Raw genomic sequence first — 12,061 nt, 5'->3', positions numbered from 1 at the left:
GCCTCAAAACCTGATTCCACTCTAGGCACAGAAAGTAATTTCAAAGATTTTGTCCCTACATTGAAATCGGCTGCTTTTCGCTATGTCGTCACCAGGAGCCTGGACAGAGGATCGAATCCGAGCACTCCGAGAGCAGGAAGACCTCCCGTTTGTTCGTGCTGATGCTTCCGGAATCGTGCAGGAAATCAACGAACCTTTTAAGGCCGTTTACGGCTGGACCGAAGCAGCTCTACTCGGTCAATCCCTCGGTCTGATCCTGCCTCCAAGCTTTCGCGATTCTCATCACGCTGGGTTTGCTCGTTTCAAACTGACGGAGGTGTCGAAGGTGCTGAATCACCCGTTGAAACTGGCAACGTTTTGCTCGGATGGGCATGCCATTGAGAGTGAACATTTCATCGTGGCTGAGAAACACGATGACGGCAGCTGGTCGTTTGCAGCAACGCTGCGACCTTTGATGGAATCGTGCTGAGATGAGCCGTCTGGCATGAACAGCTCAGCCTCCTCTTCGTCATCCTCGAGGGACAGTGAACTGATCGCGCAACTGCGGCAGTCCCTTGGAATGCTGCAGGTCGCTTTCGATGCGGCCAGCGAAGCCATGGTGATCGTCGATGTGGATCGCAGGATCCACTGGGCCAATCAAGCCTCTGCTGAACTGTTCGTGGGAGGGGTTCCGATTCAGGTGGTGAATCAAACCCTGGCTGATGTTCTGAAGCTCAGGCCCTTGGATGCTCACGCCAAAACAGCTCTTCAGCTGTTGGATCCTCAGATGCCTTTGCCGCGAACCTCTGGAGAGAGTCGTTGTCATGTGCTGTCTCGGGATGGAGATGGATCACAGGTGCAGTTGTTGCGTTGGCGGCCGGTCGAGTTGATTCAGTCGTCGTTCCTGTTGCTGTCGTTGCGCGACCTCAGCCCCGAGGAACGGGCCCTGGTTCAGCAGCAGCGCTTCATGACCGATCTGACCCATGAGCTGCGCACGCCCCTGGCGATCGTGAGCGGAAATCTGCAACGGATGGCTCGGTTGAAGAACCTTTCCAACGCAGTGAGCTCCCGCCTCACGATGGCTCGAGAGGAAATGGCCAGGATTCAAAAGTTGATCGGTCATCTCTCGCTGCTAACGCGCCTGGAGGTGGATCCGGATCTGGTCTGCTGTGGCGACCACCCCTTGGGGCCTCTGCTTCAGCGCTGGTATGACGCCTCCCGGGAGTTAGCTCCGAATCTCAAGCTGCAGGCTCTGGAATGCGGGGATGACGTGGTGGTCCAAACCGATCCAAGGGCCTTGATGCTGGCGTTGGATCAGTTGCTCGACAACGCCTGTCAGCACGGCGATCGATCCATGCCGATTGAGCTCACCTTTGCTGGGGGCGACGGGCTGGACCACTGCATCCTGGAGTTCACCAGTCAGAGCCTTGATGCCCCTGTGCCTTCCGAGGCTCTGGAACGGTGGTCGTCACCTTTTTCCCGGGGCAAGCCTGACCGGGATGGCGACAAGGTGGAGGGCCCTGGATTGGGGCTCGCCTTGGCGCGCGAACTGGTCAGTGGGTGTGGAGGAATGCTGACCCTCCACCAGCAGCCCTCATCGCAAGGAACATCCACGATCGTGCGGTTGCTTCTCAGGCTCAGGGCATCGACGGCATCCGGAGCAGTTGAGGCAGTTGTTCGAACAGATCCGGCTTGAGCACGTAGGCCTCTGCTCCGTTGGAGAGAGCCTCGCGTCGCTTGTCGTCATCATTGAGAGCCGTCACGATCACCACCCTCCGGGCTGCTCCTGAGGCTGCCTTCAGCTGCAGCTGTTTCAGACAGGTCAAGCCGTCCATGCCCGGCAGCATGAGGTCCAACAGCACCAGATCAAACCTGTCGGAGCCTGCTGCGTCGAGGAAGTCTTCTGCGGAACCGAAGCTGAAGCAGTCGTGCCCCTCATCGGTGATTTCAGCGCAGATCAGTTGCTGAATGCGCGGGTCATCCTCAACGAGTGCAACACGAAGAGCCTTAGGGGTCTCTTCCATTACTGCTGGAGCACTGCACCCATTGTGGTCATCACTTGAGCACCCGACCATCCTGGAACTGCGCAATCCGCTGCGCTCTGGCCGCAACATCGTCCTCATGGGTGACCATCACCAAGGTGATGCCCTGCTGGTGAAGTTCATCAAACAGCTCCAGCACCTCGGCGGTGGTGCTGGAATCAAGGGCGCCAGTGGGTTCGTCCGCCAGCAGAAGGCTGGGGCGATTGATGATGGCCCTGGCGATGGCAACCCGTTGCTGCTGACCTCCGGACAGCTGGTTGGGCTTGTTCTCTAGACGCTGCGCTAGGCCAACGCGGCTTAGGGCCGCTTGGGCGCGCTCAATGCGCTCGTCCTTCGGAACTCCCGCGTAGATCATCGGCAGCATCACATTCTCCATGGCGCTGGCATGACCAAGGAGATGGAACTGCTGAAAGACAAACCCGAGCGAGCGGTTACGGACGTCCGCTAACGCATCGTCGTCCAACTGTTCCACGGCCACTCCATTCAGCCGGTAAGACCCACGAGTGGGCCGGTCGAGACAGCCAAGAATATTCATCGCCGTGCTTTTGCCGGATCCACTGGCTCCCATAACCGCCAGGTAATCCCCCTCCCGGACGGTGAGATTCAGTTGATCAAGTGCTTTGACCTCGAGATCACCGGATCCATAGATCTTGCTGATTTCATTGAGTTCAGCGACTGCCGCTTGTGATCCCTTAGCCAAGGCCTTTCAAGCTGGACAGAGCGATGGCTTGCTGCAGCAGTGGTGTGCCTGAAACTGCTGTGTTGGCCCACTGGAAGAGGGGGTTGGAGAGGATCCCTCCAACAGCGGTGATCGCTACACAACCAATCAGAGCAACACGCAGAGGCTGCATGCCCATCAAGGACCAGTTGACCTCTGGGTAGGCCTTGACGACATCGGAAGCTTCTTGGGGCTCCTTCACCACCATCATCTTGATGACGGAGATGTAGTAGTAAATCGAGACCACAGAAGTGACCAGGCCGACCACCACCAACAGGTATTGGTGGTTCGCCCAACCGGCAAAGAACAGATAGATCTTTCCGAAGAAACCAAGCATCGGTGGGATTCCACCCAGGGAGAGCAGACAGAGGCTCAGGCCAAGAGTGATGAGGGGATCTTTTTGGTAAAGACCGGCGTAATCCGAAATCCGATCACTGCCCGTACGGATGGAGAAGAGAATGATGCAGGCAAAGGCCCCGAGGTTCATAAACAGGTACGCCGCCATATACAGAACCATCGCGGCGAAACCGTCTTCGGTGCCGCAGACCATGCCGATCATCACGAAGCCGGCCTGGCCGATGGAGCTGTAGGCCAACATTCGCTTCATTGAGGTCTGTGCCAGAGCCACCACGTTTCCGAGGGTCATGCTCAGAACGGCCAGCACTGTGAACAACAGCTTCCACTGGCCATCGAAGGCACCAAAACAGCCAACGAGGATGCGGAGAGCTAAAGCAAAACCCGCAGCTTTGGAGCCCACGGACAGGAAAGCCACCACAGGGGTTGGAGAGCCCTCGTAGACGTCTGGAGTCCACTGGTGGAAGGGAACTGCAGCGATCTTGAAGGCAACTGTGGCCAGCACAAATACCAATGCCAAGGCGGCGAGAGGAGTGGTGCTGGTCTGCAGGGCGAGTCCGATGGTGTCGAGGCTTGTGCTGCCGCTTAGGCCGTACAGCAACGAGGAGCCATAGAGAAAAACAGCCGCAGCTGCCGAACCCACCAGTAAATATTTGAGCGCTGCTTCGGAGCTGCGGGCATCCCGCTTCATGTAGCCCGACAGCAGGTAGCTGGCCACGGAGAGCGTCTCCAGTGAAATGAACACACTCACCAGATCTGTTGCGCCGCAAAGCAGCATCGCCCCGAGTGTGGCGGCGAGAAGGATGGCTGCGTATTCGCCAACAGGAGTACCGCTCTTCTCGGCATAGCGCCAGCTGATCAGCAGCGACAGCAGGGTGGACAGGGCGATGACAGCCCTGAAGGCCACCGCAAGGTTGTCGGCGAGAAAGGCCCCGAGGAACGAGGGCTCTAGGGGCGCATTCCACTGCAAGGCCAGCAGGACAAGGGAGCTGCCCAAGCCGAGATAGCAAATCGGGGGTACCCAACGTGTGGCGACCTTTTCACCGGCCAGGTCCACCAAGAGGGTGGCAATCATCGCCAGCAGCACTGCGCCTTCAGGCAGTACTGCGGAGGCATTGAGAGAGAGATTCAGCAGCTCACCAGGGGCGGCCATGGCCTGGGTGGCGAGAAGGAATGCACCCATGTCGGGCATGGCAGCCTGGAACCGTTGCGCTGCGGCGACTGTAGCGGCGCTTGACGCGCAGACGGACATGCAGAGAGATGCTTGGTGCGATAAAGAAGGGGAACGGTTCACTTGCCGCTAGTGGCGCACACCCTCGTCATCGTTGAAAGCCCCACGAAGGCCAAGACCATCCGTGGCTTCCTTCCCAAGGGATTCAAAGTTGAAGCCTCTATGGGGCATGTCCGCGACCTTCCCAACAACGCCAGCGAGATTCCGGCATCTGCCAAAGGGCAGAAGTGGGCCAACCTTGGCGTGAACACGGAAGCGGATTTTGATCCGCTGTATGTGGTCCCGAAGGACAAGAAAAAAGTGGTTCGGGAGTTGAAAGACGCCCTCAAGGGTGCTGATCAGTTGCTGCTGGCAACGGACGAAGACCGGGAAGGAGAGAGCATTAGCTGGCACCTGCTGCAGCTTTTGGCTCCAAAGGTGCCTGTGAAGCGGATGGTGTTCCACGAAATCACCAAGGAAGCCATCGGCAAAGCGCTGGATCAGACCCGCGATCTCGATATGGAGCTGGTCCACGCCCAGGAGACCAGGCGCATCCTCGATCGCCTTGTGGGTTACACCCTTTCTCCTCTCCTCTGGAAAAAGGTGGCCTGGGGGCTCTCCGCGGGACGTGTGCAGTCCGTTGCGGTTCGGCTTCTGGTGCAACGGGAGCGGGCCCGCAGGGCCTTCCGCAGCGGAAGTTACTGGGACCTCAAGGCCAAGCTCGAGCAGTCGGGCAGTGCCTTTGAGGCCAAGCTCACTCACGTGGGTGGACAGCGCATTGCCACCGGCAATGATTTTGATGAAAGCACCGGTGGGCTGAAGGCGGGCAGTGCCGTTCGGCTGCTCAGTGAGAGCGAGGCCAAGGCCTTGGCTGAAACCGTGCGATCGAACGCCTGGACGGTGGATGCGGTGGAGGAGAAGCCCACCGTGCGCAAGCCGGTGCCTCCCTTCACCACCAGCACCCTCCAACAGGAGGCCAATCGCAAGCTACGCCTCTCAGCCCGGGAAACCATGCGCTGTGCCCAGGGGCTCTACGAACGCGGTTTCATCACTTACATGCGGACCGACTCGGTGCATTTGTCTGATCAAGCGATCAATGCATCGCGCAGCTGTGTTGAGAGCCTTTACGGCAAGGAGTATCTGAGCAAGGGGCCGCGGCAATTCAGCACCAAAGCCCGCAACGCCCAGGAGGCTCACGAAGCGATTCGTCCCTCAGGCGAAAGCTTCCGCACCCCCGGCGAAACCGGCCTCGATGGGAGAGACCTGGCGGTCTACGAACTGATCTGGAAGCGCACCGTGGCCAGCCAGATGGCCGAAGCAAGGCTGACGATGCTGTCGGTGGATCTCAGTTCAGGAGAAGCCAGTTTCCGATCCAGCGGCAAGCGCATTGACTTTCCCGGTTTCTTCCGTGCCTACGTGGAGGGAAGTGATGATCCGGATGCAGCACTTGAAGGTCAGGAAGTGTTGTTGCCGGCGCTGAGCGTTGGGGATGCACCAAAGCCGAAGGCTGTTGAGCCGCTGGGTCATCAGACCCAACCCCCGGCACGGTTTAGCGAGGCTTCCCTCGTGAAGATGCTGGAAAAAGAGGGCATCGGCCGGCCCTCGACCTACGCCTCGATCATCGGAACGATCGTTGATCGTGGTTACGCCACGCTCCTGGGCAATGCACTCACCCCCAGCTTCACCGCTTTTGCTGTGACGGCGTTGCTGGAGGAGCATTTCCCCGAGCTGGTCGACACCAGTTTCACCGCTCGGATGGAGAACACTCTGGATGAGATCTCCCACGGCAAGGTGCAGTGGCTTCCCTATCTGGAGGGCTTTTATAAGGGTGATGAGGGTCTTGAAACCCAGGTTCAGCAGCGGGAAGGGGACATCGATCCCGGTGCATCCCGCACCATCGACCTCGAGGGTTTGTCCTCCGTGGTGCGCATCGGCCGTTTTGGCGCCTATTTGGAGGCCAAACGCGTCAGCGACGATGGTGAGGAGGAGCTGATCAAGGCCACCTTGCCCCGGGAGATCACCCCGGCTGATTTGGATGAAGATCAGGCCGAACTGATCCTCAAACAGAAGGCTGACGGCCCCGAATCCATTGGCGAGGATCCGGAAACGGGTGACCTGGTCTACCTGCTGTTCGGTCAGTACGGCCCGTATGTGCAGCGGGGGCAGGTGAGTGATGAGAATCCCAAGCCCAAACGCGCGTCCCTTCCCAAGGGACAGAAGCCTGAGGACCTCACCTTGGAGGATGCGCTTGGACTACTGCGGTTGCCGCGTCTTCTGGGCGAGCACCCGGATGGTGGGCGCATTCAGGCGGGGCTGGGCCGCTTTGGCCCCTACGTGGTTTGGGATAAAGGCAAGGGCGAGAAGGACTACCGATCCTTGAAGGGCGATGACGATGTTCTGGGGGTGGGACTGAGCCGTGCTCTCGAGTTGCTGGCCATGCCCAAACGTGGGCGGGGTGGACGCACCGCCCTTAAAGACCTCGGCAAGCCGGAGGGTAGTGATGAAACGATTCAGGTCTATGACGGCCCCTATGGCCTTTATGTCAAGCAGGGCAAGGTGAATGCTTCGCTGCCGGAAGGCAAGGGTGCTGATGATGTGACCCTCGAGGAAGCGGTAGAACTGCTCGCCGCCAAGGCGGCCTCGAAAAAGGGCGCGCGCAAAACCGCCGCCAAAAAAACAGCGGCAAAGAAGCCAGCAGCCAAAAAGCCTGCGGCTAAAAAACCCCCCGCCACCACAAAGACTGGTCGTCTTAGGGCCAGTGCGGTGCGGGTGATCAAGCCAGCTGAAAACTGATGCCCCGTCTGCTTTGGATGCTGCCCGTCGGGCTTCTGCAGGCCTGTGCAGGGACACCGGTCGCCGAGCAGTTGGAACGGTCCTTTGCGGTGCCTGAAGACAGGCCGATGCAGGTTGCGCCAGTTCAGGCGTCCAAGACCAGCCCAACGGGGGACCGTTCCACTGGATCGGCACCTGAGGCTGCATCCCCTGCAGAGCCGAACTCTCCAACCCCAGCGATCTCTGCCCCTGTTTCTCAGGATTCGCAGGAGACAGTGCCGGAGACAACACCGGAGACAACACCTCGGCCAACCGCATCACAACGTCTGCCCCAGGCGCCTTACCGGATCACCATCCGTTTGGCCGGAGCCGATCCCGCGGCGCCTGCTGAGGCCGTCACCCGAGCTCTGCGTGAGGCGGATGTCGGCTTTGCGGTTGAACGGATTGAGCGGGTAGAGCCATGACCGCAGAAACCCCCCGGTTGAGTCGCCAGCAGGCACTGAGGCTGGTTGAGGGGGCTTATCTCGCTGCTGCGACGGGTCTGATTTGGCTGGCTCTTTACTACCTCCCGGTGGGTGGTGCTCTCTTCCGCCTGGCCCTGCCTCTTCCACTGATCCTGCTGCAGTTGCGCCGTGGCAGCCGCTCCGGTGCCGAGGGTCTGCTGCTTTCTGTGCTGCTGCTCACAGCGCTGATGGGTCCATTGCGTGGCCCACTTCTGCTGTTCCCTTACGGGCTCTTATCACTGTGGCTGGGCTGGAGCTGGTGCCGGGGTGTCAGCTGGTGGCTGAGCTGGTCGGGCGGAGTCGTTCTTGGAACAGCAGGCTTCCTGGTCAGAGTTGTGGTGCTCTCGTTGCTGGTGGGAGAAAACCTCTGGGTCGTCATCACCCGTGCAGGTTCTGCTCTGCTCGACCGAGTGATCGTGGCGCTTCATCTTCCGATCACCCCCGATCTCACCCAGGTTCAGTTGATGGCGCTGCTCTTGGTGGTGGTTCAGGAGGTCATCTACGTCCTTTCGCTGCATGCTCTGGCGTACTGGATTTTTCCCCGCCTGCGATCACCGATTCCGGAGCCTCCGAGGCTGCTGCATGGACTCGTTGCCCTCGACCCCCTCTGATCCGTCCGTGTTGCCCCAGGGCTGTCAGCAGCTGGGACGTCGCGGAGCAAGCCCTCTGCATGAGGAGTCCCTCCATCCCTGGAAGTCCAGGGATCAATCCGTGGATCTGTTACTGGTGCTGGCTGCCACGCAGACGGCGGAGCATGAGGGAATCTCTGCCGCAGGCTCGACAGCGGCCTCGCGTCGCTTTACGGCCCTTGCTGATGCGGAGCTCCTGATCCATGGGCCGGCTGGGCAGCGCCGTTGGCCTCTGCCGCCGCTGCCCGCTGGTGTCTCCCCCGCCCTGCTCAGCCATGTTGCGGTGCGCCGATTGAAGTTGAACCCGCAGGTGGCGGCTCTCGGCCTAACGCAGAGACCCGATTTCCCCCACCTGGAGATTGAAGCCCTGGATCAGGGGCCATCGGCGTGTCTGTCGAGCGGAGCGGCGATGCCGTTGCCGCGGGTGCAGCACCTTTGGCGACGTGGAGAGCTCTTGGGCAGGCGGTTGCAACGCCCCCTGGTGCTCGCGGAATGTGTTCCTGGAGGGACCACAACCGCTCAAGCGGTGCTGACGGCCCTCGGCGTGGAGGTCGCCCATCTGATCAGCGGCAGTGCACGTCACCCCCCTCAGCAGCTCAAGCAAGCGCTGGTGACAAGAGGTCTGCAAAGAGCATCGCTCGGAGCGCATCCTGCCCCCGAGCAGATTCTTGCCGCTGTCGGTGACCCCTTTCAGGCCTTTGCTTCAGGGGTGTTGGTGGGAGCCGTGTCGGCGGGACAACCGCTGTTGCTGGGTGGGGGTTGCCAGATGCTGGCTGTTCTGGCTCTTGCGATGCAGGCCTTGCCTGCAAGTCAGCGGGAACGCCTGGCGTCTCAAGTGCTCATCGGCACAACCGGTTGGCTCGCTGATGAGGGGGCCGCATCCACAAGCCAGTCCCCTTTGGGGGGGCTTGTGGATGCCACCGCAGGCCTTGTGGATACTTCACTGTCCGTCCTGGCCTGTGGCGTCCGCTTTCACAGCAGCACCCATCAGCCGTTGCTGGACTATGAGCGGGGATACGTGAAAGAAGGTGTGGGGGCCGGTGCACTGTTGCTGCTTGCCCAGCTGCGCGGATGCACTTGTTCCGACCTGGTGCGGGATTGTGAGCGTGCTTTGGAGCAGCTGCTCAACCGCCCCGTAACGTCAACGCCATGAACGTCTGGAGTGAGCGGTTGGGTCCCCTGAGCCGGCGCCATGTGCTCCAGATGATCGGGGCGACGTGGTCAGTTGTGCTGGCGGGCTGTCGTCAGGCGACAGAGGCTCCAACCCTGATGGCACCGGCTGGAGTGTTGCCGAAACCGTGGGCTGATGCTCTGCCCAAGCCATGGCGGTTGACGCTTGCTCCATCGCCGCAGGACTGGACGCCGCAGGATCGGGCGCGCGCCGATCTGCTGGTGATGGGGGATGGGTGGCTCGACGCCCACTCACCTGACACGCTGCAGCCCATTGCTTCTGAACCGCTTTTCCGTCAGTTGGATGGCCAGGCCAAGTCTTTGCTGGGAGGGCTGGGGGCGCTGCAGGGTCGGGTGTTGCCGCTGGCCGTTAGTCCCTGGGTGATGTTGCTGCGGGATGACGGGGCCGTGGCGCAGGAGGGTTGGCCCCTGTTGCTGGATTCCGCCTTGGCAGGGCGTGTGGTGCTGCCCGCCAGCCCCCGACTGGTGCTGAGCCTGGCGGACCATTTGGGTGGGGGGCAGGCGTTGAGCCAGCTCCGTCGACAGGTGCTCACCTTTGATGATCGTCAGGCCAGCAATTGGCTCCTCAAGGGCGATGCCCGGGTGGTTGTTCTCCCGCTCAACCGTTGCATCGCTCTGCTGAGACGGGATCCGCGTCTTCGGGCTGTTCTGCCCGAATCCGGCGCACCCTTGCACTGGACCGTTCTGCTTCGACCGGAAGCCAGCCGCGAGCCGGTGCCCCAAGGCTGGGTTGAACAGGGTTGGCGGGATCCCCTGCGCCGCCGCCTCGTTCAGCTGGGCTGGCGTGCCCCAATTACCTCGTCAGATTCGATGCCAGGGGCAATGGCGGATCAAAACGCTCTGCCTGCTCGTCTTCAGCCCTTGCTGTTTCCTCCCGCCGACACCTGGTCACGCTGTTGGTCGCTGCCGCCGCTGCCGCCGGAAGGGCGGGAGGAGTTAGAACGCCTCTGGAGTGATTCAGCTCCATAGACGTCGTCGCGGTGAAGCCACCAACCGTTGGTGGGTGTCCGCCAGCAGATCAGGGATGGGCAGTTGATGTGGGCATCGGGGCAGGCACTCCCCACAGCGTTCACAGGCAGAGGCATCGTGCTCTTCCCACCAGTGGCCTGCACGACCGATCAGGTTGTAACGCTCCTGCGCAAAAGCGTTGAGCTCATGGCCGATGGCCAGGTTGCGCAGACGCAACAGTTCGGGAATCGGAACCTGCTTTGGACAGGGGAGGCACGCCTGACACTGTTTGCATTGCTCTTGGCCGAGCCGTTCTTCCTGGCGCGCCTGTGCCGTGAATAAGGCCTGGTGCTCTGCATCGTTGAGCGGGCCATCTGCTTGCGCCAGCTTTACAGCGAGTTGGAGATCATCGGGAACGGCAGCACCAACAGTCAGGGTGCTGATGCCCTGCGACAGCAGGAATCTGTAGGCCAGTTGCAAGGGCGCAAACGGGGTGCAGTCCTCCACCAGCGTTGGGCTCGGTGCCTGCAGGCGCCCTCCTTTGTCAGCGGGAGAGATCGCCATCACGCCAATCCCATGGCTCAATGCCCAGTGGGCTAAGGGCAGCCGCTTGGGGTCAAGCCAATGCAAGTGCAGGCTGCAGAAGGTGAATCGCTGGCTGCGCAGCGCCAGATCGATCAGCGGATTGCTGCCATGGCTGCTGAAGCCCACCTGGGTGACGCGGCCGCTGTTGAGGGCCCAGTCGAGAAGTTTGGAACCGTGCCCCACCAGAGCCCAGTCAAGGTGGTCCTTCCGGTTGATGCCATGGACGGCAAGGTTGTCGAGGTGTGGGCAGCCCAGGCGCTCCAGGATCTGGTCAAGGCGACGTTGTCCCTCCTCGAAGGTCAATCCCGGCAGCAGTTTGCTGGTGATCACCCAGTGGTCTGAAGCTCTCCGGGTGTTCTGTCGAAGAGCCTCTCCCAGAAAACGTTCGGCAGGTCCATAGGCAGGGGCGGTTTCAAGGTGGTTGATCCCCGCTGCCGCTGCCGCGTCGAGCACCTCCGCCATCTGGGAGCCTGAGTCGAGGGCTCGCATCGTTCCCAGGCTGAACAGGCTGACGGGGCGCCCGCTACCAAAGGCGCGGGTTTTCACTCCTCCGAGGGGGCTTCGTTGTCCTGGTTGCGCAGATGGCGCACCAGCGCGGCAGGGCTGAGGTCGTCGACAAAACGGCTGAAGGCACTTTGATCTTCTGCATCGGCCTCCGCATCCACCGGAATCGATGCTTCAGCTACAACTTCCTCCAGCATCCAAATGCTGCTCCCAGTTCTGATCGCCAGCGCGATGGCGTCGCTGGGTCGGGCATCCACTTCAATGAGTTCCAGTGCTTCGTCTTCGGCTAATTCCCCTTCGTCCAGATCAGGTCGCAGCTTCAAGACTGCGTGAAAGGTGCTGTCTTCGATCGCATGGACAATCACGCGCTCCAGCTCGAGCCCTCCAGCTACCAGCAGAGCTGCCATCAGGTCATGGCTGAGAGGCCGCGGTGGTGCTCCGCCCTGTAGGCCGGCCATGATGTTGTGGGCTTGGGCCTGGTCGATCCAGATCGGAACTTGACGTCGGCCGCTTGGATCCCGCAGGAGCACCATGGGGGTGCGGCTGGCGGCATCGAGGGCAATTCCGGCGACGCTCATTTCGACCATGTCGTCGGCGTGGCTCTATCCGATTATGACTAGGTAGCC

At 60.8% G+C, this 12,061-nt stretch carries 12 protein-coding genes; 7 read left to right on the top strand and 5 right to left on the bottom strand.

Translation table 11 applies throughout. The annotated features are described in order from the left end of the window. Positions 1 to 82: 82 nt before the first annotated feature. Both DXY29_RS07375 and DXY29_RS07370 read left to right on the top strand, forming a co-directional pair. On the top strand, positions 83 to 469 hold the full coding sequence (locus tag DXY29_RS07375; RefSeq protein WP_115024097.1) for a PAS domain-containing protein: 387 nt from the start codon (positions 83 to 85) through the stop codon (positions 467 to 469). A gap of 15 nt (positions 470 to 484) precedes the next feature. Continuing rightward, positions 485 to 1,675: a PAS domain-containing sensor histidine kinase gene (locus DXY29_RS07370; RefSeq protein WP_115024095.1), complete on the top strand. Its 1,191-nt coding sequence runs from the start codon at positions 485 to 487 to the stop codon at positions 1,673 to 1,675. On the opposite strand, the gene DXY29_RS07365 is transcribed toward DXY29_RS07370, so the two are convergent. From DXY29_RS07365 to DXY29_RS07355, 3 genes are read right to left on the bottom strand one after another with little or no spacing between them, the layout of a single operon-like run. Then, a complete protein-coding gene (locus DXY29_RS07365; protein ID WP_115024093.1) occupies positions 1,617 to 2,003 on the bottom strand; it encodes a response regulator transcription factor in 387 nt (128 codons plus the stop codon). The two genes, DXY29_RS07370 and DXY29_RS07365, sit on opposite strands and share 59 nt — an antisense overlap. A 31-nt stretch (positions 2,004 to 2,034) precedes the next feature. Continuing rightward, positions 2,035 to 2,721: an ABC transporter ATP-binding protein gene (locus DXY29_RS07360; protein WP_115024092.1), complete on the bottom strand. Its 687-nt coding sequence runs from the start codon at positions 2,719 to 2,721 to the stop codon at positions 2,035 to 2,037. Beyond that, positions 2,714 to 4,285 carry an NAD(P)H-quinone oxidoreductase subunit N gene (locus DXY29_RS07355; protein WP_115024090.1) on the bottom strand — a complete coding sequence of 524 codons (1,572 nt, stop codon included), beginning with the start codon at positions 4,283 to 4,285 and terminating at the stop codon, positions 2,714 to 2,716. Before DXY29_RS07355 ends, DXY29_RS07360 begins: the two co-directional genes overlap by 8 nt. Before the next feature lie 111 nt (positions 4,286 to 4,396). Here DXY29_RS07355 and topA point away from each other — a divergent pair, with 111 nt between their 5' ends. The 5 genes from topA to DXY29_RS07330 are packed head-to-tail and all read left to right on the top strand — an operon-like array spanning position 4,397 to position 10,367. After that, positions 4,397 to 7,096, top strand: coding sequence for a type I DNA topoisomerase (topA, locus tag DXY29_RS07350; RefSeq protein WP_115024088.1), 2,700 nt, complete (start codon positions 4,397 to 4,399; stop codon positions 7,094 to 7,096). Next, complete coding sequence (locus DXY29_RS07345) at positions 7,096 to 7,539, top strand: hypothetical protein (RefSeq protein ID WP_115024087.1); 444 nt, start codon at positions 7,096 to 7,098, stop codon at positions 7,537 to 7,539. The genes topA and DXY29_RS07345 overlap by 1 nt, the downstream gene beginning before the upstream one ends. Next, positions 7,536 to 8,189, top strand: coding sequence for a DUF2232 domain-containing protein (locus DXY29_RS07340; RefSeq protein WP_115024085.1), 654 nt, complete (start codon positions 7,536 to 7,538; stop codon positions 8,187 to 8,189). The genes DXY29_RS07345 and DXY29_RS07340 overlap by 4 nt, the downstream gene beginning before the upstream one ends. Next, positions 8,161 to 9,360: a nicotinate-nucleotide--dimethylbenzimidazole phosphoribosyltransferase gene (locus DXY29_RS07335; protein ID WP_115024084.1), complete on the top strand. Its 1,200-nt coding sequence runs from the start codon at positions 8,161 to 8,163 to the stop codon at positions 9,358 to 9,360. Before DXY29_RS07340 ends, DXY29_RS07335 begins: the two co-directional genes overlap by 29 nt. Further along, positions 9,357 to 10,367, top strand: coding sequence for an ABC transporter substrate-binding protein (locus tag DXY29_RS07330; RefSeq protein ID WP_115024082.1), 1,011 nt, complete (start codon positions 9,357 to 9,359; stop codon positions 10,365 to 10,367). The genes DXY29_RS07335 and DXY29_RS07330 overlap by 4 nt, the downstream gene beginning before the upstream one ends. Here DXY29_RS07330 and DXY29_RS07325 read toward each other — a convergent pair. Together DXY29_RS07325 and DXY29_RS07320 are read right to left on the bottom strand one after the other, a co-directional pair. After that, positions 10,356 to 11,477 carry an aldo/keto reductase gene (locus DXY29_RS07325; protein WP_115024080.1) on the bottom strand — a complete coding sequence of 374 codons (1,122 nt, stop codon included), beginning with the start codon at positions 11,475 to 11,477 and terminating at the stop codon, positions 10,356 to 10,358. The two genes, DXY29_RS07330 and DXY29_RS07325, sit on opposite strands and share 12 nt — an antisense overlap. Then, a complete protein-coding gene (locus DXY29_RS07320; RefSeq protein WP_115024079.1) occupies positions 11,474 to 12,022 on the bottom strand; it encodes a bifunctional nuclease family protein in 549 nt (182 codons plus the stop codon). The genes DXY29_RS07325 and DXY29_RS07320 overlap by 4 nt, the downstream gene beginning before the upstream one ends. Positions 12,023 to 12,061: the final 39 nt, after the last annotated feature.

It is taken from the genome of Synechococcus sp. UW69, from assembly GCF_900474185.1.
In the GTDB taxonomy this organism is placed as follows: Bacteria; Cyanobacteriota; Cyanobacteriia; order PCC-6307; family Cyanobiaceae; genus Parasynechococcus.
The sequence above is the reverse complement of the archived record's forward strand: the minus strand, read 5'-3'. Positions and strand labels throughout refer to the sequence as shown.